We start from the raw sequence: 24651 nt of genomic DNA on the forward strand, positions 1-24651 counted from the left end.
GGTGCCAGAATATTGATCCTAAGATCATTCGAAGACTGGAGAAGCAGCAGCTTCCCCGGTCTTTTTACTTCTCAGTCGTTGCCGGGATTCTTTCCTTTTTGCTACTATAGGGAGGATACAGGAACGAGAGGATGATCACACGTTGGATGACAAGACAAACAAGCCGTATCCGGAAGTAATCGGCCAGAATGTCGAACAATTACAGGAACAGCTTGACTCCCATATTATCGATCAGCCGTTTCGCGACCGCTTGAAGCAATCGTTAAAACAGCTTGCGGACGTGAAATTTGCGCTCGATGAATCTTCGATCGTTGCCGTAACCGATCATCGCGGGACGATTCAATACGTAAATGATAAATTTTGCGAAATCTCGAAGTTTGGCCGCGATGAGCTGATCGGTCAGGATCACCGGATTATCAATTCCGGTTATCATGGCAAAGACTTCATGAACAATCTGTGGAAAACGATCTCCTCGGGACAGGTTTGGCGGGATGACATTAAAAACAGAGCGAAAGACGGGACCTATTATTGGGTAAATACAACAATCGTGCCTTTTCTGAATGATCACGGAAGGCCCTATCAGTATCTTGCCATTCGCAATGAAGTTACGCAGCTTAAAAATATAGAAGAAGAACTGAAGCATATGATGAGCCATGTCATGCAGGTACAGGAAGATGAGCGAAAAAGATTTTCGCGTGAACTCCATGACGGCATCGGCCAAAGCCTCTTTTCCCTGCTCATTCAAATCGACCGTATTATTAACGACACCGGCATGCAGCAGCTCGACGGCCTGAGAAACGATGTCGCCCGGATTATCGAGGACGTACGCGGGCTTGCATGGGAATTGCGCCCGTCGGTATTGGACGATCTTGGCGTCGTGCCGGCAATACGTTCGTACATTGACAGCTATTCCAATCATCACGGCATCAAAGTGAAGTTTACCTGCAATCTGCGCATACGTTTAACAGCGCATAAAGAAACGGCCATATACCGGATCATTCAGGAATCGTTAACCAATCTCGCAAAATACGCAGAGGTCTCCGAGGCACGGGTGAAAGTTAACGAGTACGATGATTATGTAGAGGTCAAGGTAGAAGATGACGGAAAAGGCTTTTTCAGCGGAACAGATACAATGGGTGTGGGACTTTTCAGTATGGAAGAAAGAGCCCGGGCGGCGGATGGCAAGTTCTCCATCCGGTCCGAGCCCGGCGCAGGAACCACCGTTACGTTGATCCTTCCCAAATGACAATACTGCTAGTACACCCAACAAAAAAACTCCGGGAATTTCCATTTCCCCGGAGTTTATTCTATGTTACTGCTCTGTAAGAATGAGAGGCCCATCCTTCGTGATGGCAATCGTGTGCTCATACTGTGCAGACCATTTTCCGTCGACGGTTCTGGCTGTCCACCCGTCCGCATCGATCTTGCAAGCATATGATCCGAGATTTAACATCGGTTCTATCGTTATAACCATGCCTTCCTTCAACCGTGTTCCTCTATGCGGCGGGCCATAATGAGGCACTTTAGGCTCTTCATGCATCTCTTGCCCGATCGCATGTCCGACGAATTCCCGAACCACTGACAAGCCATGGGACTCCGCGAACTTCTGAATAGCATGTGAAATATCGCCGATCCGGTTACCTGCGACAGCTTGCTCAATTCCTAAATATAGCGATTTTCTGGTCACATCCAGCAGATGGTTTGCTTCATCCGATATATTGCCCACCGCATACGACCAGGCGGAGTCGGCAAGCCAGCCATCCAGATTCACAACCATGTCTATCGTAACAATATCACCGTCTTTTAAAGCTTCATTGTTCGGAAACCCATGGCATATGACATCATTAACGGAAGCACATGTAGCAAATGGGTAACCATGGTAGCCCTTTTGCTCAGGAATGGCTTGATGGGATTCCAGAAACTTCTCCACAAACTGATCGATCTCAAGCGTAGTGATGCCAGGACGTATCAAACCCCGAATCTCCCGGTGGCAGGCGGCCAAGATCTCTCCGGCTTTTTTCATTTTGGCAATTTCTTCATCTGTTTTAATGATTATCATCTTACCGGCTTTCTCCTGTCTTTATCGTTTTTCTTTCTCTAATGTATGCGAGCCATCGATCTTAAGTACTCTTTCGCTTCAGCAAAATACGCCATATGACAATGAGAGCTAGGACTGCCGCAACAATATACAACATGTAATTATGGACATTTTCAATATACAGATTCCATTTCTCTCCCAAATACCAACCAATAGTGACAAACGTAACAGCCCATGCAATGCCTCCCGGGATCGCATAGATCAAAAAAGTACGGTAGCTCCATTTGTTGATGCCCGCCGATAAGGCAGTAAAGTGACGAACCCCGGGAATAAAAAATCCGATCGTCACTGCTATTTTACCAAACCGCTGAAACCATTTTTCCGATTTCATTAATTTTTCCGGTGTCAGAAATAGTTTGTTTCCATATTTCTCCAATAACGGCAGACCTAATTTTTTCCCGGCAAAATAACTAAAGGAAACGCCAAATATCGCGCCAAGGCTGGAGACCAGAAGCGTCATCCCGTATAACATTTCCCCTTTAAATACCAAGTAACCCGCAAACGTCATTAATAGTTCATCAGGCAATGGCAATCCGATCATACCGAGCATCATCGATCCAAAAAGTCCTGCATACCCAAATCGCGTTATAAATTGAAGAACGGCATGTTGTATCATTGTGGTTGTCCTTTTAGTTTATGAATTGGATAATCTGTACTTAGATTGTACAAGCTTAGATGATTATAACCTTAATCCTCTAATTTCGAAAACAAAAACACCATTCAGTTTCGAACGGTGTTGTTGCTTGCTCTTACCTTCCTCTTTCGAATTCGAAGTCAAATCCATTGAAACACCGGCTTCTCCCTTACGAAATGCACGGGGATCTCCGGGAATTGCCGTTGCAGAAGGTCGGCTAGCAGCTTCATACCGGGTTCTTCGCTTTCCGCATGGCCCAGTACGATCAACGCCTTCGACCGGCCCTGCCAAACGGCATCCCGCACGTATTCCGGCGTTTCCCATTCGGGGCCTTCGCCGTACACCACCAGATCGAGGTTCTCCTGCTCCATGAGCGGAATCACTAACTGCCCTCCGCCTCTATACCCTGCCAATAGACCGACCCTGCTGCAAAGGGTGTCCATTTCGCCTCCCACCCTTACACATGGGATGTCCAATGTCTTTTTCAGGTAGTTCGCTATGTCGATTACGCTCGTTGCAGGGATTTCCATCACCGAATAGGCGGGTTCATGCTTCTGTACATAAGTATCCCATGCCAACGCCTCGATCAGCCCCAGCATGATTCCGTCCTGCGGATATCGATGCCAATAATCGTGAAATCGAAATATCGAGAGCCCTGAATCGAGAATGAACTTCTTCTTCGCAGCAAAGACAGGGTCGTCCCCGTACGTGCTGTCCAGGGGCGGTTTATGTTGGAAGAACGGCCCCTCGTGGGCGATAACCAGGTTCGCGTTCAACTCGAGCGCTCTCTCCAGCACACGCTGCGTCGGCATGAACGCGGTCACGATCCCCGACACTTCAGCCTGCGGATTCCCGTAATATAACGAATCTACCGTTTCGGTCAAGCGTCCGACCGGATCGATTAACCGATTGATTACGTTCTGGATGGTGGTTTTCAATGATGAAGAACTCCTTCGGATATTTATTGATATTTGCACTTCGGTCAAATTTTCGACGTGTCCTGTCCTGGTTCAAACCCCTGAGTACGCCATGAATCCGCCGTCGACGGGAATCGTGACGCCCGTAACGAATCCCGACTGCTCCGCGTCCGCCAGCCACAACAGGATGCCGAGCAGGTCCTCGGGTTTGCCGAACCGCCTCATCGGGGTATGCGCGATGATCTTGTGCGCGCGCTCGGTCAGGCTCCCGTCCGGCTGTGTCAGCAGATTGCGATTTTGCTCCGTTAAGAAAAATCCGGGCGCAATCGCATTCACCCGAATGCCTGCATCGGCCATGTGCACGGCGAGCCATTGGGTAAAATTGTTGATCCCCGCCTTGGCGGCACTGTACGCGGGAACTTTGGTCATCGGGCTCGGCGCGCTCATCGAGGACATATTGATGATCGAACAGCCTACACGGCCAAGCATCCGTTTCGTAAACACCTGCGTAGGAATCAAGGTGCCGAGAAGATTCAGGTTAAAGACGAAACTGAATCCGTCGGGACTCAAGTCGAAGAAGCTTCGGAGTTCGGCTTTGCCCAGATCCTCCAGCTTCAGCGTCTCCTTCGTGGTCGTCCCGTCCGGATGATTGCCTCCGGCGCCGTTGATCAACAGATCGCAAGGTCCGAGTCTCGCAAAGATTTCTTCATCCGCGCGTCTGACGCTTTCCTCGTCAAGCACGTCGCAAGCGACGGCGATCGCTTCTCCGCCGGCTGCGCAGATGGCATCGGCCACAAGCTGCCCTTTCTCCGCCGTGCGGTTTAAGACGGCTACCTTAGCGCCTTGTCTGCCCAGCTCAACCGCCATCGCGGAGCACAATACGCCGCTTCCGCCGGTGACTACGGCCACCTTGCCCTTCAAATTTCCGTTCATGCCCAGCATGTTATCTCACGCCTCCTTTTTGCTCCCGTTGCATCGCATCCCATAGACCCCACAGGTACATAATCCCCATGGCACGGTCGTATAGTCCATAGCCGGGCCGGCATTCTTCACCCCATAGATGCCGGCCGTGATCCGGCCGCGCATAGCCCGTAAATCCGATGTCATGGTACGCTTTCACGATGCCGGCAATATCGACCGTTCCATCGGTCGTGCGGTGTGACGTCTCGATAAAGTCGCCATTCTCGTATACGCGCACGTTCCGAATATGGGCGAACGGTATCCGGTCTGCGAACTCCCGAATCATCGCCGGGATATCGTTCGCCGGATTCGCGCCAAGTGAGCCGCTGCACAGCGTAACCCCGTTGGCCGGATGGTCCACCATCTGCAGCAGCCTGCGGATGTTATCCGCATTGGTGACGATGCGCGGCAGCCCGAAGACGGACCAAGGCGGATCGTCCGGGTGAATCGCCATCTTGATTCCGCTCCGCTCGGCGACCGGGATGATCTCCTCCAGGAAGTATCGCAAGTTGTTCCACAGCTGCTCTTCCGTCACTTCCCGGTACGCCAGAAATAATTCAGTCAGCGTTTGGAGCCGCTGCGGCTCCCAGCCGGGAATCGTGAACTTGGGGTTGCTCGCAATGCGTTGTACCAGTTCCAGCGGATCCATATGCTCCAGCATGCTCTTCTCGTAAAACAGCGCCGTGGAACCGTCCTCCAGCTCCCGGTACAGATCGGTGCGAACCCAATCGAATACGGGCATGAAATTGTAACAGATGACCTTTACGCCGACCCGGCCGAGCTTCTCGATCGTGCGCTTGTAATTCTCGATGTATTGATCCTTGGAAGGCAGACCTAGCTTAATGTCTTCATGGATGTTAACGCTTTCCACAACTTCAATGTGAAAGCCGTGCGCTTCCACTTGACGCTTGACAGCCTCAATCTTGTCCATCGGCCATTCCTCGCCTGCGGGAACGTCATGCAGCGCCCACACGATTCCTTCCACACCCGGGATCTGCTTAATCTGCTGCAGTAACACGTTGTCATTGCCTTCGCCGAACCAACGAAACACCATTCTCATCTACGTGTCACCGCCTTGTGGGGAATTCTTAAAATAATCCGGATGCGCTCTTATGAGCGCTTCCTGATCCAGCACGATTAGGGATACATGCTCCCTCATGACCCGCTCACCGCGATCGGCATCCTTGGTTTTAATCGCCTCAACAACTTCCCTGTGCTGGGCTATAATCGTAGTCCAGTTATATTCCGATGCCAGACTGAGCATGCGGATTCGACTGAGATGGGCGTTCAGGGAATGAACGATCGCCCATGTCCGTTCTTTGCCGCTGCCAGTGAACAAGATTTCATGGAACCGGATGTCCAGATCAAAAAGCTTTGAGTAATCCTTCTCCTCCACATATTTCTCGAATAAAATCAAATTCGACTCCAGCTGGATCCGTTGGTCGGCTGTGAATCGCCCGCAGGCAAGCCTCACGACCGCAGGCTCCAGCTGCTCACGGACGAAGCGCGCCTCCTCCACTTGCTCCAGATCGATCAGCGAGACATACGTGCCCCGTTGAGGCAGCACTTCAAGCAGTTGTTCCTGGGAAAGCCGGATCAACGCTTCTCGAACCGGCGTTCGGCTGATTTGCAGCTTGGCGGCGAGTTCATTCTCCGACAGCGGTTGACCGGGCTTCAGCTTCAGCCGAATGATATGGTCGCGCAACAATTGATAGGCATACTCGCGGGCTGACTGCCCCGCGTCCGGCTTGATCATCTCGAGCTCTAGCATGGCTGTACCTCCGTAATGTTAGTTCTATCGAATATACTGACTACAGAATACCACATCACACACTTGTATACTAGTCATACTAATATATACTTTTAGTGAATAAACACATTCAAAAGGGAGGCTGCTTAGCTGCCTCCCAGTTCGCTTTATTATGGACACACCAATGATGTAAATGGCTTAAAAAAGACTCCTGTAATGGAGTCAAAATTGTTAGTATTCGATTACGCAGCGTCAATCAAAATCGTATCTTTGTGACTTCCACGGGTCTCCATACATATGGTACCCATTGCGCTCCCAGAAGCCCGGCTTGTCGGCAGCCATGAATTCGATGCCGCGCAGCCATTTCGCGCTTTTCCAGAAGTACAGATGCGGCACGACCATGCGCACCGGATAACCGTGTTCAGGCGTTAACATCTCCCCATTGTGGCGGATGCCGAGGAAAGAAGTTTCGGCGAGGAAGTCCTCTACCGGCAGGTTCGTCGTCCAGCCATGCTCCGCATGCAGCATCACATATTTGGCTTCCGGCTTCAGCTTAACCTTCTCCATAATCGTAGACACCGCTACGCCTTCCCATACATTGTCCAGCTTCGACCATGTTGTTACACAATGAATATCATTGTGGAACTCCTTCATCGGCAGCTCCATGAACTCGTTGTACGGGATGACGGCTTCTTCCTCCACCAGCCCGAAGACCCGCAGATCCCATTTGCTCATATCCTGGTAATAAGGCACCTGGCCGTGATGCAGCACCGGGAACCCTGTCGTCAGGCGCTGCCCCGGTGGTGTGCGCCGAGCCTCTTCTTCAGTCGGTTTGGTTGATCCGAATAACATGTATATCCCTCCATATTCTAAGTTGAAGTGTATTTTACATCATGCCGCTCATTTTTGGATGGCTTCAGCTGTTTGTCTTCGCAATGGTTTTGAACCGCCCAGCACAAACGGTCCCATTCCAAGCGCAAGCAGCAGCAGGACGATGCCTGTCCCTACAGATACCCCGTAGCTTTGCATCCAAAACGGTCCATCTTCAATCTGTTTATACAATATTCCGCCAACAAGCGGGCCGATAAAGCCGGTGATCCCCGTCAAAGCAGAGAACATCGCAATGTACATCGGACGATCCGATTTGGGTGTGTCGCCGATCATAAAATTGAATGCAAGCAGGTTATAACCGCCCAGCCCTACGCCAAGTAAGATATGAACAAGAATAAGGACGATAAATACCGGCATAAATTCCAGCCCGATCCATAGTAGGCAGGCCGTCGCAATAACTGGCAGTGACCAGAGCAGCAGCGTCTTCGTTGCGAATCTCGTATTCAAATTGCCCCAGTAATAATAACTGATCATCATAACAATCATTTGCACGGTCGTGATGACCGTAACTCGCCAATAGCTGATATTTAGAATGTCCAACATAACGAAGGAAAATAACGGGACGGCGATATTTTGGATTAAAATAAACAACGCGATAAACAGCGTCGCTTTCATGAATGCGCGATCCTTGACCGGTTTCAGGAACAACCCGCTCTTGCTCGACTCCCCCGATTTCTCAAAAGGAGGATTTGGATACCGCCATAACTCGATTGCGTTCCATACCGTTAAAACTGCGCTAATGATATACAACACGGTGAATCCCGCACCTTCCGACATTCTCTCGAGCACCTGTCCGCCAACCAGCAAAGAGATGCTGCCGACTGCCCAATGAATCGTATTGCGAATGCCAAAATAACGCCCGCGAAGCTGAGCCGGAACGAAGTCCGCTACGAGCGAAGACCAGAATACGCCGCAGATCGAGGCCGATAGGAAGGAAATCATGAACATTGCGATAAATACAGGAATTTGTAAAGGGTCCGGTACCATGAATGGAATTAGTCCGGTTGCGACCCACATCGTTCGATGAATGGCACCGAACGCGGTGAGGAAGAACTTTCTGTTATTTACCCGCTGCATGTAAAAAGCAGTAATAATTTGCGCGAGATTGGCAAGCGGAGGGATGGCCATCACCAATCCCACCTCTGCCGAATTTGCTCCTAAATATAATACATAGGCCGTTAAAATCGGTCCGCCAAGCAAGTTGGCAATGATCATCGCCGGAATGCCTTCTACAACTGCAATGCGCAGCGATTTTCGCTGCTCAGAGGAAGGACGCCGGCTCATAAAAATTCGGTGCCTGATATTCATTTGCTAATGTGCTCCCCACAATCCTCAATTACAATGTAAATCAATTACGTCAATAATTCGGCCAACGTCCGAACCATAACGCCCGTAGCGCCCTTCGGCTCCCAGCCCCGTTCTTTGTTCAGAAAGGCGGTTCCGCCAATATCCAGATGAACCCAAGGCTTCTCCTCGGCGAACACCCCGATAAATAATCCGCCGGTAATCGTGCCCGCGTAACGTCCGCCGCTGTTCTTCATGTCTGCGGCATCACTGTTCAACTGTTTGCGGTAATACGGATCAGACGGCAAAGGCCAGATTCGTTCCCCTGCACGGTATCCTGCTTGCACAACCCGCTGCATCAAGGTTTCATCATTGGTCACCGCACCGGTAATAAGGTCCCCAAGCGCAACCATAACCGCGCCGGTTAACGTCGCAACATCGATCAGCTTCGTTGCGCCGCGCCGGATCGCCGTCGTTAAGCCATCGGCCAACACGAGACGGCCCTCCGCATCCGTATTGACAATTTCGATCGTCCGTCCGCTCATTGTCGTGATGACATCGCCCGGCTTCAGCGCACGGTCGGAAGGCATATTCTCCGCAGCCGGTATGACTGCAACAACATTGACGGCAGGCTTCAGTTCCCCGATAATCTGCATAGCTCCAAGCACAGCTGCGGCCCCGCCCATATCGGAGATCATTTCTTCCATTCCGTCGGCTTTCTTGAGTGAAATGCCGCCTGTATCAAAGGTGATGCCCTTACCGACCAGGCCCCATACTTCATCGTTGTCGGGAGCGCCTTGATAGTGGAGGACGATCATCCGCGGTGGATTGGCACTGCCAAGGCCAACACCTAGCAAACCGCCCATCCCTTGCTCAGCGGCTGTCCATTCATCGATGATCTCGCAATCCATATTCAGCCGGGCAGCGAGCTTCTCCGCTTCTTCCGCGAGCGCTTCAGGCGTGAGGCGGTTGCCGGGAAGGTTAGTCAGATCCCTTGCAAAAGCTGTCGCTTCAGCAAACCGGACTCCGCGTTGAATTCCAGCGGACCACTCCTCCTGAAGGGCCTCCGACTCCGCTGCATTAAGCGTGTCCTCCGGTATCCATGTGACAGCCGATACTTCATGGCGAGCCTCTTCTTCACGTTTGCTCGGCTTGCGATGGTAAAGTCCAAGCAGGAAACCTTCCGTTAAAGCTTGCGCCGCTTGCTTGGGTTCACATCCCGTTGCACCGATCACGATGTCGTGGCGCAGCTGAATATCGACATGCTGTGCTTTAACCCGTACGGCTGCTTTGGCCGCCGCTGCTGCAGCATCACGCAGCCGCCCCGCAGACAGAGGCGCAGAATCCACACCGATAAACGCAACATGCGATGCCGCTATAAGCCCTAAAGTCGGTATCAGCTGAATTTCTTGCGGCTTTGCTTTAAAGACCGACTTTGCATAGTATCCCCGCAACGCAACATCCACTTGTTGATGAACCCATTGACGTTCTCCGCCCGATGCCGCCATATCCTCCTTCGACACGAACACTATAATCAAGTCCGCCGCTGTATCTCCCTGCTTTTTCATCCCATATGTAAATTGCGTATTCACTGAATAATCCAACACGTTACCCCTTCTCCCTTAACGTTATAAAATAAAAAAATCGGGTGCTAACCCGATTCTAATGCTTTATGTCACTAATGGCAAATAGATATTAAATTCCGTCCCTTCCCCGATCGAGCTATCCAATTTGATGAATCCGCCATGATTGCGAATTATACGGTAACTTACGGCTAACCCCAATCCGGTTCCCGATGCTTTTGTCGTAAAAAACGGATCAAACAACCGATTCATCGTATTGCGATCCATTCCTTTTCCATTGTCGCGAATCGTTATGATCGCATGGGAAACATCTTGTTTTACGATCAGATCGATCCGCCCTTTTCGTTCCCCGTCCAGTTCAGCCATCTCGGCTATTGCATCCAGTGCATTTTTTAAAATATTCAATATGACCTGTTTCACCTGTTTAACGTCAATGGATACCCTGGGCTGCTGATCATAAGATTCAAATTGAATAACGCAGCCTTTCATTAACGCTTCGCTTTCGGATAGCAGGATGACCTCTTTTAATAAAGAGACCACAGATACCTCTTGCTTCATAGGCGCGGTAGGCTTCGAGGAATTGAGAAATTCATTTATGATTTCATTTGCCCGATCAATTTCCATCAGAATAATCCGGGCATATTCTTCTTTTCCCAACTGCAGCAGATGCGGCCGCAGCAGCTGAATAAAACCTCTGATCGAGGTGAGCGGATTTCGGATTTCATGCGCAATCGCGGCGGAAATTTTACCTAACATCGCCAGCTTGTCATTCTGGTAAGCGGTTTGCTCAATCAGCTTATAATCCGAAACATCCTTTACACTGATCAAGTAATCGCCATCCAACTGATCGCCAAAGGTAACAGTGATAAGCAAATGACGGCCGCTTGCATCCTGTATCTCGTAATAACGGCAGCGGCGTCTTACAATGTCCTTATACAGGCTCAGTATCATTCGCTTCGTTGAACGTTTAAGCTGGGGATGGCTTAAAATGCCGGATATATTACAGCCAAGCAGCATCTTTCGTGGAATATCCATCATTTTTGCCATCTGCAGGTTAACAAACGACAAAATTCCGTCACTATCGAAAATAGCGATACCGCTATCCATATGCTGAAGCACATTCTCGTACTTGTTCTTGACATACTGTGTCGAACGGTTTGACTTGTATAATAACTCTTTCATTTCGCTAAACTCCGTCGTTTCACCCGGTTGTATGCGAAAACGGTAAGCAACCATTAATTCCATCAAAAATAAAAACGAACGATTATAGAGCTTCAGCGCTTCCTCGGATTCCACATTCGCGACCAGCATTTGAATCGTCTCTTCATGTATACCAATTATATCTTCAGGATGAATGCCGCCATTAAGCAGTTTACCCATTTCCGTTGCTTGGTAAAGTGAGACATCACTACCGCTGCGAACATATTCCGCAAGCGCCGGGAAATAATGCTTTCGTATGGCTTGCATCTTAATCCTCCCCGGCAGCAAGATCAGCTGGGCTGAACTTGCAATCGTCTTTATTGTTTAATTTATTGGATAAATAGTCTTATTTAATCATAGAGAGTTTTTATAATTGGCGCAATCAGAGATAATGTCGAACCGCGAAGCCTAATTGTCTGATCCTGTAGATACAGAAACGACAAATAAAGCCTGCTCATGTTGAGCCGGCTTTATTTGTCCGCAACGTTCTTCGGACGGTTTTAGGAACTGGTCATCGCATCCCCTAAGCCGCCTTAATCGTCTCTGTTCTGATCTACCCTATCATTTCTCTTCTCTCGCTCGGAATTGTCTTTATTGTCTCCGTTTCTCTTCCGGTCTTTATTCCTGTCTTCGTTATCTTTATTTTTATCTTTGTCTTTTTCCGCGCCGCGATCCCCGGCTTCATCCTCATTACTAACCTTGTTTTTATCCTTGTCTCTATCCTTGATACGATCTTTCTCTTTATCTTCCTTGTCCTCTTTTTCTTTTTCTTTTTCTTTAACTCTGTTTCTTTCGTTATCTCTTGCTCTATTTTCTCTTTCCTCGTCCCGGTCCCTGACTTCGTCTTTATCTTTATCTTTATCTTTATCTTTATCTTTGTCTTGGTTTCTTATTCTTTCTTGTTCTCTTTCCCGTTCCCTAACCTTTTCTCTGTTATCCTTATTTTTATCTTTGTCTTTGTCTTTGTCTTTGTCTTTATCCTTATCTTTTTGATCCTCTGCTCTATCTTTTTCCTTATCCGTATCTCTGCTTCTCTCTTTGTCACTATCCTTAATATTGTCTTGTTTCTGCTGCCCATTGTTCAGCTTAGCCGGTTTCTGCTCTTTGCCTTTTTCTTTCTCCGCTTTCAGCAGCTCGCCCAGTTTCGCCTTTTCCTGCGCTTGATCTGTTGTTTCATTCTCCACGATCTTTTGCAGTCCGCCGTTTGATCTCGCCGCATTATGAATCGAATTCTGACGCAGTTCTTCGAGCGATATGTCCTGCCCTTTACTCTTCGCTAACAAATAAACTGCCATTTTGCCAGAAGTAACGCCTTGCTGCTGCGCCTCCTCGCGAAGCTCCTGCGGTGCGCTCAATACCGTTACCTGAACCCCTGTGGCAGTACTTTCCGTCTGCTGGAGTAATTCGGTCACTGCTTGGCTCACCTTTTCCGTTAACACTGCTTCGAATGTCGAATCCAACTTTTGATTAACGACAACACTGGTAATGACGACATCTCCGTCACCGGATTCCAGATAAGGACCCGTTTGAACCCGCTCCATAATCGACTTAACGACCTGCTGCGCAGGCAGACCCGAATAGGTCAACCCTACGATTATAGATTCACCGTCATCATTCCAAGCTTTCAGCTCACGTACCCGCTCCTGGCGGTCAACTCCCAGCTCAACACTTGGATTGATATCCATTGCTAAGTAGGCCACAACCTCCGTTCCGGAAGTAAACATCCGAGGGAGCATGATAATCATAAGGATCGCGGCAGCAGCTGCAACCATCCATGGAACAGCAAATCTCCGGTTTCTGCGGGCAGATGAGGAACGGAACTGGATTTCATCGCCAATCTCACTTCCGGGCTGCTTCGGCACTTTTTTGAATTCACCATCCGGTGTCATGACGATAAGGTGGTTTTTTTCAATTTGCATGACCACTCCGCGATTCATGTCCCTACTCCTTCCTCTGCCTTAATATTGTCATCAGATTGCTCCAGATAAGATTGTAAATAAGGAAAACTGCCATTTAATACATTAGCAAGCGCAATGATATACTTTCGATTTCGCTCCAGCGTTTTGCGCGATACGCCGCACAGAGCGATGAGTTCTTTGATCGGAAGCTGCTTTTTGCTCCGCAGCTGCTCGAATAAGGTCTCATTCATCGCAAGCTGCCTTGCAATGTCAATCAGCATCCGCCTTGAATCGGCATGTTTAGGCGATACATCGACGAGCTCGGAGAACGAGATCCCATACCCGGATAAGAGCATGTTGAAATCGCCGATCTCCAGACGTCTTTCATCAGCCTCAGAATCTATATTAAATTGCTGTAACGCCTGCTGCTGCTCGATTCGATTAACAACGGTATCCTCTTCGTCCTGGGATTCAAATGAACTGTACGGAACGGATTTGGAATGGCGCTGTTCTTTGCGTACATAATCGATAAGTCTGCGTCTGATGACGGTTTCCGCAAAACCAAGAAACGATCTGCCCGCTTCCGCAGAAAACTGTCCAATCGCTTCATGAAATGCGCTTAAAGCAATGCTGAATTCATCATCGCGTGACGGATCGATATATCGTTTGCAGAACCGGCTTGTTACTTTTGCTATATAGGGCCGGTAAGAGGCGATGAACGATTCCTGAAGGGCTGTATCCCCTTTTTGGATCCGTGACACGATCATCTCAGGAGCTTCGTTCTCCCGCTCTGCCACCCGGTCAGCTTTACCGGATTTGCCCATGAATCGTTTGAACAAGACGAGTAACAACGACTCCACCTCACATTTATAGCATTCGAATCTACAGTTGTTATTGTGGGGGTACAAAAAGAAACGCCTCCGAATCGGAGGCGGATAAACGTTCTAACAATAACCTTCGGATGTGCGCCGCTGATTCAATTTGTTGCGGCGTTGATTAAGGACGCCTAGACGGCGTTTTAGTTGGGTTTCCCACTCAGCATCGCCAACCTGCTTGGCAAAGCTTAGCAGATCAAGCGCCATATCTATTTGATTATGGACCACGTCCATCGGTTCTTCATTTTCATGGTTGACGCAATTCTCCAGCAATGATCCGCCTTCTTGATCGACATAATCGTGGAAGTCGACTTCTGAAGCGCCATCGCCATGGGCATATTCTGCCAAAATTTCATATTCGTTCTCTATCATATAATGAATATCAACCTGATGACATACCGGACAGAATAATATTGGAACATTATGGATATGTGTACGGAAATGTTTTAACGTTCCCTTTGTACCGATCATGCTTGCGCCACAACAGAAGCTCATCTCGACCCCTCCTATAGTGCGACCTTCACGCATAAGGCAATTCACTCGGGGACCGTGCCCTCGGTGGAGTACAGCCGTCAATGCATGGTCGAACTCATTATCTTATTGAAAATCTTACCCTCGAGCCTACGCAGTGAATCAATAAATGAATTATAGATTACTAATTCTTATTCGATTCGGATGTCCCAAATTCCTGCTGTAGAAACAAAACAATTCCCCGCAGGCATATTTACCAGATCAACATAAAAGACCCGAACCACAAAGTGGCCGGGTCAACATCACTGAGAGAGAGTAAACTCTTACTTCGCAAGCAAAGTTTTCTCGCCCGGTTTCCAGTTCATAGGGCAAAGTCCACCGGATTGAAGTGCTTGCAGTACGCGCAATGTTTCTTCAACACTGCGTCCTACATCGTTGTGGTTAACAACCTGGTATTTCAGTTCTCCTTCAGGATCGATGATGTACAGGCCGCGCAGTGCGATACCTTCTTCTTCGATCAGGACGCCGTAGTCACGAGCAACGCTTTTCGTGATGTCTGCAGCAAGCGGGAAGTTAAGTTGGCCAAGTCCGTTGTCGTTAACCGGCGTATTGATCCAAGCGCGATGGCTGTGTTTGCTGTCCACGCTGACACCAAGAATTTCAGTGTTAAGCTTTTTAAATTCATCCGCAGCTGAGCTCAGTGCAGTAATTTCAGTCGGGCATACAAATGTGAAGTCCAAAGGATAGAAGAAAAGGACGAGCCATTTGCCTCTATAATCAGAAAGCGATGCTGTTCCAAACTCTTGACCGTTACCTAGAGCCGTTTCCATTGTAAAATCCGGAGCTGGTCTACCTACCATACGTTCTGCCATGAAATAAGAACCTCCTATACGCCTTTGCGTTTATTTATTTTTGTCATCCCTGTCATCACAAGGGTGACTGACGTATAAAATCGTACCATTCAATAAGAATAATGTCAATATTGGAATAATTATTTATTTATAATTATTATAAATTACTTCTTTAATGCAGCAACAATCAGATCGCCCATTTCAACTGTACCGATTGCTTTGCTCTTATCTACGGCAATGTCACCTGTACGGTGGCCCGCATCCAATACTTCCTTCACTGCGTCTTCAATGGATTGAGCTGCAGCATCGTAACCAAATGTCAGGCGATACATAAGCGCAACTGAAAGAATCGTCGCGATCGGATTGGAAATGCCTTGGCCTGCAATGTCAGGCGCCGAGCCGTGCACAGGCTCGTACAATCCAAAGCTTCCTTCACCAAGCGATGCGGAGGACAGCATGCCGATGGAGCCTGTCAGCATCGCAGCTTCGTCGCTCAGTATGTCGCCGAACATATTCTCGGTTACAATAACATCGAAGCTGGACGGACGGCGAAGCAGCTGCATCGCGCAGTTGTCGACGAGCACATGCTCCAATTCTACATCCGGATATTCAGGCGCGATCCGGTTAACAACCTCACGCCAGAGGCGGGATGTTTCCAATACATTCGCTTTATCAACGGAAGCCAGGCGCTTGCTGCGTTTTTGGGCAATTTCGAACGCTTGGCGAACGATCCGCTCCACTTCGGTGACATTGTAGACGCAAGTATCAACCGCTTCTTCACCGTTTGCACCCTCGCGGCGGAACTTCTCGCCGAAGTATATGCCCCCGGTCAATTCGCGAACTACGATCAGATCGGTGCCTTCAAGCACTTCCGGTTTCAGCGTTGATGCTTCTTTCAGGCAATCGAACACAGTAGCCGGACGGATGTTGGAGAATAGCCCGAGCGCTTTGCGAATGCCAAGCAATCCTGTTTCCGGACGAAGCTCCTTCGGATTGTTATCCCATTTCGGTCCGCCTACCGCACCGAGCAGTACAGCGTCCGCGCGCTGACAAATGTCAAGCGTTTCCTGCGGAAGCGGCGTACCTTTCTCATCAATCGCGATCCCGCCGAACAGCCCCTGCTCGAATTCGAACTGTAAGCCGAACATTTCCTCGGTTTTTTTCATAACTTTAATTGCTTCAGCCACAACTTCCGGGCCGATTCCGTCGCCGGCGATAACGGCGATTTTTTTTACGTCTGCCATGAGATTCAAACACTCCTTCTATTTTGACTAAACTATATCAGTTGTATCATATTTTAGGCCGTAAGACAAAGATATAAAATCTATGATTTTTATAGGTTGAAATTATAACTATACTTCCCACGCCATTTCCGGTTGTCCCGGCTCCCCCATTGGCCTCTGAAGTCTACTGTTTATCCTCTGGCTGCAGAAGGCCCATTTCCTTCGCCTTTTGTGCGGCCTCCTTACTGCTCTTGCCCCCGATTTTACGCAAAATATTGCTCACATGGTTTTTAACGGTTCTTAGCGAGATAAAGGATTGATCGGCAATCTGGCTTTGCGTCAAGCCTTTATCGATCATAGACAATACTTCCAGTTCGGTTTTGGTTATGGACTCCTTGAACCGGTACACCTCGTATTCGCGTTCCATCCGCTTCAGGCGGCGAAACTCCTCGAGCACCTGTCTGGCTGCCGCCGCATCTATGCCGGAGCGATCAACGGCGGCTTTTCTGACTGCGTCCGGAATGTCATTGAAATCCGATTTAATCAAATAATTCACTGCGCCCGAACGGAACGCCTCCACCATCAGCGACTTATCCTCCATTGAAGTAAGCATGATAATGCGCGCTCCGGTCGATTCCGACAGCTCACCTGTTAATCGAATCCCCTCGGGACTGTCAGCGAGCATAATATCCATCAATATCACATCCGGCATCATCTGCTTCGCCAGCCTGATCGCCGCTTCCGCTTCCCCGGATTCGGCGACCAGCTCCAGATCCGCTTCCTTGCTTATGTAGTGGGCAAGCCCTCTGCGCCAGTCCGGATCATCCTCAACGAGCATCACACGAATCGGAACCTCGTATGGCTGCTTGGTCATAACTATCCATCACCTACCCATTTAAGATGCTTTTGGAAAATGAAAAGCGACCACCGTCCCCTCTCCAAGCCTGCTTGAGATCTGCATCGATCCTCCCTGCCGCTTCATCAGATGGTAGCAGTACGCCAGGCCAAGCCCGAAATTCATCGTTGCCCCGCCTTTTGTCGTATAGAACGGCTCAAACACTTTACGCAGATGCTGCTTGGGGATCCCTGGCCCTGTATCGCGGATTTCCACGATGCTTTCACGCCTCGTGGACTGTATGCGAACGGTCAGCTCCCCCTGCTCTTTCATTGCATCGAGCGCATTTTGAATAACATTACGGATCGCTTCCATCGTCTGCACACGATCCGCGATAATTTCTGCTTGCACATCCAACTCCGTCCGAACGGCAATATTGCCTTCGACCGCCGGCTGGATCTCCGCCAAGCAGCCTAACACCAGCTCCGACAAGCGCAGCCTTTCCGGAACCAGCTTCAGTTCCTGCGTCCGCTCGTGAACCTTCCGAATCATCTGCTCAATATGGTCCGATGCCGTCATCATGACCTTTATATCCTGCTGAAGTTCTGCATTTCCTTGTTCCTCAGCCTGACGAAGGATTTTATCTGCAAACAGCTTCATCTTGCCCAGATCGTTCTTGATAGCATGGTTAAGAATAGATGTACCGGATGTGATGATCCGAATGGAGGAATCCAACTGTCTCCGCTCGATGAGCAGCTGTACACCTAAAAAGCCAAATGTGAACAGCGAAGTGACGAATAGTATAAAAGCGATTGCAATCGGCCAAATATTATAACGCCACATCCCGTAAACGCCAAACAGAGGCAGCACATAATTCATTGCACAGGCGAACAGCACCGCTGGCACAACCGCAGCCAGCAGAATCCCGTGCGACCGCCATTCGCTGCGCGTAGTGACATTCTTCATCAGCAAGATAATCGTCCCTACGGCAAAGTAAGGCAGCGCCCACAGTGCCAGCAGCGGATAACGGACGGGGAACTCCGTCGTCTCAGGCGGCAGCAGCAGCATCACAAGCGGCGGTATGGCGGCCAGATAGAGAAGTCTCGTCCTCAGCCGTTCAGGCAGCAACTGCGAATGATACGCTGCCGTGAAGCGCAAGTAAGCATAAGGCAGGCCGTAATAACTCGTCCATGAACAGATAAGCTGCATCCTATACAGCCATAGGTCACGCACTGTACTTGTCGGTTCCTGGGCCATAAGATAAGGACGCAAGACGTCGCCGATCGTCGCCGCTAACGCCCCCATGCCCCCACAGAAGGCTACCAGACTGAGCCAGCGCATCGATGCATTTCGCCGATTCATCATCAGCATCAATGCCGATGTCGTCCAAAGCACAATCCAAACAAACAACATAAGCGCAGCTCACCACCGCTTTCCGGTTCGTTTGGGATTATTATAACACACAAAAAGCCGCTTCCGCGGGTGGACCCTTAGGAAGCGGCATTGTTATGCCCTGTTGTATTTAGATCAAGCTCATTTTATCCCGGCGTCCCGGTGATTTGCGTTTGTCGATCAATCGATTCAGCGCATCGATGTAGGCTCTTGCGCTCGCTTCGAGAATGTCCGTGCTTAGACCGCGTCCTTGTGCGGACACTTCATCCTGCTTCAGTACAACATGTACCTCGCCGAGCGCATCCTTTCCTTGCGTGACCGATTTAATCGAGTAGTCCTCAAGCTCAACCGTCTCATCCGTCGTCAGGTCGATGGCATTGTAGATCGCATCCACCGAGCCGTTCCCTTCAGCCGTTTTCTCCTGCAGCTGCCCAGCATTGCGAACACGCACGGTTGCGCTCGGCGTCGACTCATTGCCGTAGCTGACTTGAATCGCTTCAAGGCTATATACTTCCGGCGTATTAACGAGCTTCTCTTCCAGCATCGCGCGAATATCCTCATCGCTGACATTCTTCTTCTTGTCCGCCAGCTCTTTAAACTTCGCGAAAGCGGCATTTACCGCTTCATCCGCCAGCTCGTAGCCCATATCGATGAGCTTCTCGCGGAACGCATGGCGGCCGGAGTGTTTGCCAAGCACTAATTTGGACTCTTTCAAGCCGATTATTTCCGGAGAAATAATCTCATAAGTCGTCTTCTCCTTCAACATCCCGTCTTGGTGAATGCCCGACTCATGGGCGAAAGCGTTCGCACCGACAATCGCTTTGTTGCCAGGTACAACCATACCGGTCAGCTTGCTGACCAAACGGCTCGTTTTGGCGATCTCCTTCAGATTCAACGTTGTTTGCGCCCCGTAATATTCAGCGCGAGTCGCAAGAGCCATCGCCACTTCTTCGATCGCCGTATTACCCGCACGTTCCCCGATTCCGTTGATCGTACCTTCCACTTGATCGGCGCCATTGACGATAGCAGCCAATGCGTTTGCCGTCGCCATACCCAAATCATCGTGGCAGTGCGCACTCAATTGAATCTTCTCAATGCCTGGTACCTGCTCCTTCAGCGTTTTGAAGATGTTGCCGAATTCAGCAGGTGTCATATAACCGACCGTATCAGGAATATTTACAACCGTAGCGCCTGCCTTGATCGCCATATCCGTCACTTCGCAGAGAAAATCAAGCTCGGTGCGTCCGGCATCCTCCGGAGAAAATTCAATTTTGCTGAAATATTGCTTTGCGTAACGAATCGCCCGCTCAGCCGCTTCAAGCACCTGCTCCTTTTCCATCCGCAGCTTGTGCTTACGGTGAATTGGGGAAGTTGCAAGAAATAAATGAATACAAGGGTCCTGTGCAGCCTTCAAAGCCTCACGTACCGCATCGATGTCCTGTTCGCGGGAGCGCGACAATCCGATAATCGTAGCATTTTTCACTGCGCCTGCAACGGCGGCTACACCCGCCAAATCACCAGGGGAAGCGGCAGGAAAGCCTGCTTCAATGCGATCGACACCAAGCTTCTCCAGCTGCAGCGCGATCTCGACCTTCTCATTCATGTTCAAATTGACGCCCGGGGACTGCTCCCCGTCACGCAGCGTCGTATCAAAAATATATATTTTGCGCATATCCAACACCTCCGGGCCTCTACTTAAACACCGTTCCTTTAAGAACAGAAGCATCCCGGACATCCGGAAAGCCTGCACCGCGCCCTTCAGAGAGAATAAGCGGCAGGCAGACCTCCGGTCGTTCCGGGATTGATCCTATGGCTCTATGAAATATCGATTGATGACGTAGCCTATTTCTTGATCCAGTGCATCAATTCGCGCAGTTGGCTGCCCACTTGCTCGATTGGATGCTCAGCTTCACGGCGGCGGGTTGCCGTCATCATCGCTTTGTTGGATTGGTTTTCAAGGATGAAATCACGTGCAAAACGTCCGGATTGGATGTCTTCAAGAACGCGTTTCATTTCTTTTTTCGTTTCTTCCGTTACAACGCGAGGACCAGTTACATAGTCTCCGTACTCAGCTGTGTTACTGATGGAATCACGCATCGAAGCCAAGCCGCCTTCATACATCAGGTCAACGATCAGCTTCAGCTCGTGCAAGCACTCGAAGTAAGCCATCTCAGGCGCATAACCAGCTTCAACAAGCGTTTCGAAGCCCGCTTTAACAAGCGCGCTGGCACCGCCGCAGAGAACCGCTTGCTCACCGAACAGATCCGTTTCCGTTTCTTCGCGGAACGATGTTTCGATTACGCCTGCACGTGTGCAGCCGATACCTTTAGCATAGGCAAGACCGATTGCTTGTGCGTTGCCTGTAGCATCCTGCTCGATCGCGATCAAGCCAGGCACGCCGAAGCCTTCTACATACGTACGGCGAACCATGTGACCAGGAGATTTAGGAGCAACGAGCAATACGTCTGTATCTTTGTTAGGAATGATTTGTCCGAAATGAACGTTAAATCCGTGCGAGAACATCAACGCAGCGCCCTTTTTCAAGTTCGGTGCGATTTCTTCGTTGTAAACTTTAGCTTGTGTTTCATCCGGCATCAAGATTTGCACAACGTCTGCCACTTTTACCGCTTCTGCAACAGAAAGTACTTCAAAGCCGTCGTTTTTTGCTTTCTCAGCGGATTTACCGGCGCGAAGTCCGATAACTACTTTCAGACCGCTGTCGCGAAGGTTTTGCGCTTGAGCATGACCTTGGCTTCCGTAACCGATTACTGCGATTGTTTTACCTTGCAGAACGCCTTGATCTGCGTCTTTTTCATAGAACATTTTGACTGCCATTTGAATAAAAGCCTCCTTTAATTTGAACCCTTTTGAACGGGTGCTTGAAAGGCAACGAACCACCCTATCGCTTATAAAACAGGTATGAAGCCGCTTTTGTCGCGATCGCGTTTTCCCACTCAAGCCCCCGCTCAAAAAGAGCGGTGGTTAGATGCTGCAGCTCCTGTCCGTGATTCGGAGAAGAGCTGACAAGTTCATAACATAATTTACTTTGCGTTACCGCGCATCATGGCTGTTACGCCTGTGCGGGACAGCTCACGAATGCCGTATGGCTTAAGCAGTTCCACCATCGCATCGATTTTCTCGGTATCGCCAACCACCTGCACCATCAAGGTGCTGGTCCCGATATCAACCACGGCGGCGCGGAACGTATCGACCACGCCCAGAATTTCCGGGCGGGCTGTCGGCTCGGCATTGACCTTGATCAACGCGAGCTCGCGTCCGACCATCGGGTTGGCGCTAAGGTCGACAACCTTGATGACATCGATCAGCTTATAAAGCTGCTTTGTCACCTGCTCCAGCGTATGGTCATCACCGGTGGTCACAATGACCATCCGGGACAAACCTGGCTCTTCGGACGTACCAACGGTAATGCTTTCGATATTAAAGCCGCGGCGGCCGAACAAGCCGGATACGCGCTGCAGGACGCCGGGCTGATTGTTTACGAGTACAGCTATCGTATGTTTCTTCATTCGGCATCCCCCAATATCATCGAATCGATCGTGTTTCCTTGCGTAACCATCGGATACACGTTCTCGCCTTTACGTACGACGAACTCGACAACAGCAGGACCGGGGTGTTTCAATGCTTCTTCCCATGCCGCATTAGCTTCTTCTTTGTTCGTAGCGCGGAAGCCTTTGACTCCGTAAGCTTCAGCAAGCTTCACGAAATCAGGGCTGCCCGCCAGATCAATATGGCTGTAGCGGTTGTCATAGATGATCTCCTGCCATTGGCGAACCATTCCAAGCACTTGGTTGTTAATGATCGCAACCTTAACCGGAATATTGTTGATCGCGCAAATCGCAAGCTCCTGCGCACACATCTGCATGCCGCCATCTCCGTTGATCGAAACAACCACACGGTCCGGACATGCCATCTGTGCACCGATCGCAGAAGGGAATCCGAAGCCCATCGTTCCTAGTCCGCCGGAGGTGATCCAGGAGCGCGGCTGGTTAAACTTGTAATACTGAGCTGCCCACATTTGATGCTGACCAACGTCAGTCGTTACAATTGCTTCACCTTTCGTCGCTTCATGAATCATCTCGATAACCCATTGCGGCTTCAGCTCTTCATTGGAATCCACATACCGCAATGGCTGCTCCTGCTTCCAGGCTTGAACCTGCTTGCGCCATGCGTCAGCATGATCGGCACGCTTCACATCTTTGTTCGCCAGCTGAAGCACCGTCTTGATATCACCCACAATCGGGATATCCGTCGGCACGTTCTTGCCGATCTCTGCCGGGTCGATATCGATATGGACAATTTTCGCCTTCGGCGCAAAGCCCTGCAGCTTCATCGTTACGCGGTCATCAAACCGTGCACCGATATTAATAAGCAGGTCAGCGGATTGAATCGCCGTGTTCGCTGTATAGGTTCCGTGCATCCCCGGCATGCCCATCCACAGTTCATTGCCGCTTGGGTAAGCTCCAAGGCCTAGCAGTGTTGTTGTAATCGGAATATCCGATTTCGTAACGAACTCCAGCAATTCCTCATGTCCACCGGAGTATACAACGCCTCCGCCTGCCAGAATGACCGGACGCTCGGCTTCGGTAATCGCTTTGAGCATTTTCTCAACCTGAAGCTTGTTCGGATGAACCGTCGGATTATAACCGCGAATATTGACTTCTTTGACCGGCTGGAATAGCGCCGTCTGCGCCGAAACATCCTTAGGAATATCGACAAGTACCGGACCCTTCCGGCCTGTATTTGCAATATGGAATGCTTCATGTATGATACGCGGCAAGTCTTCCACTTTGCGCACGAGGTAGCTGTGTTTCGTAATCGGCATCGTAATGCCTGTGATATCGGCTTCCTGGAATGCATCCGTACCAATGAACGATGTCGCTACATTGCCGGTAATAACGACAAGCGGCACTGAATCCATGTAGGCAGTGGCAATTCCCGTGACAAGGTTCGTTGCCCCCGGACCCGAAGTAGCGATACATACCCCAACCTTGCCGCTAGCCCGCGCATAGCCGTCAGCCGCATGGATCGCTCCTTGTTCATGCCTTGTAAGCAAATGATTAAAATCGGAAAACCCATGCATAGCATCGTAAATAAATAATACGGCTCCGCCCGGATAACCGAACACACATTCCGCACCCTCAAGGACCAAGCTGCGAAGTAACATTTCCGAACCGGTAATGACCTCTGGCTTCATCAGCTTTTCCATAATTTCTTCTTTCGACCTAAGCGTTGCACTGTGTGCGTTCATCGTCTTCCTCCTCTCCAAGCCCTTTGTAAGGCTTTGGATCATAATCTGCAACAAAAAAACCTTTCATCCCTAACACAGCAGACTGTGTTGAGGGACGAAAGGTTGAATCTTCCGTGGTACCACCCAAATTTGTCATACATTTCGCAATGTATAACCTCAGTAGGTAAGAACGGCGTGCGCGCGAGTCGTCCATACCTTTGGCACTGTAACGCGTGCCCTGCGATTTCCCCTAATAAGCCCATTCATGGTTTTTCAGGAAAACAGCTCCGAGGTGAGCTCGTAGAAAAGGGGTTTTGGCGACGGTCTCAGCTAATCCGTCCACTCTCTGAGCAAAAGAGCCCTTAACACTTCGTCCTCATCATTGCCGATGTCGTATATGCTTAGCATTAATTATATGCATTGCCAATCCATTCGTCAAGACTAGTATCCCCCCATGGAACAAAAAGTTATGTATAAACACGTTTGAAACAGGGTTACGCATACTATAAATGAACCAATCCGCATAATGGGAGGCAACGTC

At 49.8% G+C, this 24651-nt stretch carries 22 protein-coding genes; 1 reads left to right on the forward strand and 21 read right to left on the reverse strand.

The genetic code is table 11. From position 1 onward, the window contains the following. The first annotated feature begins 142 nt into the window (after positions 1–142). Positions 143–1246, forward strand: coding sequence for a PAS domain-containing sensor histidine kinase (locus IEW11_RS10790; protein ID WP_188531084.1), 1104 nt, complete (start codon positions 143–145; stop codon positions 1244–1246). Between the two features lie 66 nt (positions 1247–1312). On the opposite strand, the gene map is transcribed toward IEW11_RS10790, so the two are convergent. The 21 genes from map to ilvB all read right to left on the reverse strand — a co-directional run bounded on the left by map (position 1313) and on the right by ilvB (position 24131). Then, positions 1313–2059, reverse strand: a complete 747-nt coding sequence (gene map, locus IEW11_RS10795; protein WP_188531085.1) for a type I methionyl aminopeptidase — start codon at positions 2057–2059, stop codon at positions 1313–1315. 61 nt (positions 2060–2120) lie between these two features. Next, positions 2121–2714 carry a DedA family protein gene (locus tag IEW11_RS10800; RefSeq protein WP_188531086.1) on the reverse strand — a complete coding sequence of 198 codons (594 nt, stop codon included), beginning with the start codon at positions 2712–2714 and terminating at the stop codon, positions 2121–2123. 158 nt (positions 2715–2872) lie between these two features. Further along, the gene (locus IEW11_RS10805; RefSeq protein WP_188531087.1) at positions 2873–3670 is read right to left on the reverse strand and encodes a Nif3-like dinuclear metal center hexameric protein; all 798 of its coding nucleotides are present in this window, start codon (positions 3668–3670) and stop codon (positions 2873–2875) included. 72 nt (positions 3671–3742) lie between these two features. Beyond that, complete coding sequence (locus IEW11_RS10810; RefSeq protein ID WP_188531088.1) at positions 3743–4591, reverse strand: SDR family oxidoreductase; 849 nt, start codon at positions 4589–4591, stop codon at positions 3743–3745. 1 nt (position 4592) lies between these two features. Continuing rightward, positions 4593–5669 (reverse strand): mannonate dehydratase, encoded by a 1077-nt coding sequence (uxuA, locus tag IEW11_RS10815; protein WP_188531089.1) that lies wholly within the window; start codon positions 5667–5669, stop codon positions 4593–4595. Then, the gene (locus IEW11_RS10820; protein WP_229725155.1) at positions 5670–6380 is read right to left on the reverse strand and encodes a GntR family transcriptional regulator; all 711 of its coding nucleotides are present in this window, start codon (positions 6378–6380) and stop codon (positions 5670–5672) included. 231 nt (positions 6381–6611) lie between these two features. Further along, positions 6612–7211 (reverse strand): sulfite oxidase-like oxidoreductase, encoded by a 600-nt coding sequence (locus IEW11_RS10825; protein ID WP_188531090.1) that lies wholly within the window; start codon positions 7209–7211, stop codon positions 6612–6614. A gap of 48 nt (positions 7212–7259) precedes the next feature. Then, positions 7260–8558 (reverse strand): MFS transporter, encoded by a 1299-nt coding sequence (locus tag IEW11_RS10830; RefSeq protein ID WP_229725157.1) that lies wholly within the window; start codon positions 8556–8558, stop codon positions 7260–7262. Positions 8559–8602: 44 nt separating this feature from the next. After that, positions 8603–10141 (reverse strand): leucyl aminopeptidase, encoded by a 1539-nt coding sequence (locus IEW11_RS10835; protein WP_229725159.1) that lies wholly within the window; start codon positions 10139–10141, stop codon positions 8603–8605. A 63-nt stretch (positions 10142–10204) separates the two neighbouring features. Then, entirely contained in the window at positions 10205–11584 is a 1380-nt protein-coding gene (locus IEW11_RS10840; protein WP_188531091.1) for an ATP-binding protein, read from the reverse strand. Between the two features lie 266 nt (positions 11585–11850). Further along, positions 11851–13254: an anti-sigma-I factor RsgI family protein gene (locus IEW11_RS10845; RefSeq protein WP_188531092.1), complete on the reverse strand. Its 1404-nt coding sequence runs from the start codon at positions 13252–13254 to the stop codon at positions 11851–11853. Continuing rightward, the gene (gene sigI, locus IEW11_RS10850) at positions 13251–14066 is read right to left on the reverse strand and encodes an RNA polymerase sigma factor SigI (protein ID WP_188531093.1); all 816 of its coding nucleotides are present in this window, start codon (positions 14064–14066) and stop codon (positions 13251–13253) included. The genes IEW11_RS10845 and sigI overlap by 4 nt, the downstream gene beginning before the upstream one ends. A gap of 93 nt (positions 14067–14159) precedes the next feature. Continuing rightward, positions 14160–14585, reverse strand: a complete 426-nt coding sequence (locus IEW11_RS10855) for a hypothetical protein (protein WP_188531094.1) — start codon at positions 14583–14585, stop codon at positions 14160–14162. A 299-nt stretch (positions 14586–14884) separates the two neighbouring features. After that, positions 14885–15433 (reverse strand): peroxiredoxin, encoded by a 549-nt coding sequence (locus tag IEW11_RS10860; RefSeq protein ID WP_188531095.1) that lies wholly within the window; start codon positions 15431–15433, stop codon positions 14885–14887. Positions 15434–15576: 143 nt separating this feature from the next. Further along, a complete protein-coding gene (leuB, locus tag IEW11_RS10865; RefSeq protein ID WP_188531096.1) occupies positions 15577–16656 on the reverse strand; it encodes a 3-isopropylmalate dehydrogenase in 1080 nt (359 codons plus the stop codon). Positions 16657–16819: 163 nt separating this feature from the next. Continuing rightward, a complete protein-coding gene (locus IEW11_RS10870) occupies positions 16820–17509 on the reverse strand; it encodes a response regulator (protein WP_188531097.1) in 690 nt (229 codons plus the stop codon). Positions 17510–17530: 21 nt separating this feature from the next. Continuing rightward, on the reverse strand, positions 17531–18883 hold the full coding sequence (locus IEW11_RS10875) for a sensor histidine kinase (RefSeq protein ID WP_188531098.1): 1353 nt from the start codon (positions 18881–18883) through the stop codon (positions 17531–17533). 109 nt (positions 18884–18992) lie between these two features. Then, positions 18993–20534 (reverse strand): 2-isopropylmalate synthase, encoded by a 1542-nt coding sequence (locus IEW11_RS10880; RefSeq protein WP_188531099.1) that lies wholly within the window; start codon positions 20532–20534, stop codon positions 18993–18995. A gap of 170 nt (positions 20535–20704) precedes the next feature. Next, the gene (gene ilvC / locus IEW11_RS10885; RefSeq protein WP_188531100.1) at positions 20705–21697 is read right to left on the reverse strand and encodes a ketol-acid reductoisomerase; all 993 of its coding nucleotides are present in this window, start codon (positions 21695–21697) and stop codon (positions 20705–20707) included. A gap of 206 nt (positions 21698–21903) precedes the next feature. Next, on the reverse strand, positions 21904–22389 hold the full coding sequence (gene ilvN / locus IEW11_RS10890) for an acetolactate synthase small subunit (protein WP_188531101.1): 486 nt from the start codon (positions 22387–22389) through the stop codon (positions 21904–21906). After that, the gene (gene ilvB / locus IEW11_RS10895; RefSeq protein ID WP_188531102.1) at positions 22386–24131 is read right to left on the reverse strand and encodes a biosynthetic-type acetolactate synthase large subunit; all 1746 of its coding nucleotides are present in this window, start codon (positions 24129–24131) and stop codon (positions 22386–22388) included. The genes ilvN and ilvB overlap by 4 nt, the downstream gene beginning before the upstream one ends. Between the last annotated feature and the right edge of the window lie 520 nt (positions 24132–24651).

It is taken from the genome of Paenibacillus abyssi (assembly GCF_014640295.1).
Classification (GTDB): domain Bacteria; phylum Bacillota; class Bacilli; order Paenibacillales; family Paenibacillaceae; genus Paenibacillus_D; species Paenibacillus_D abyssi.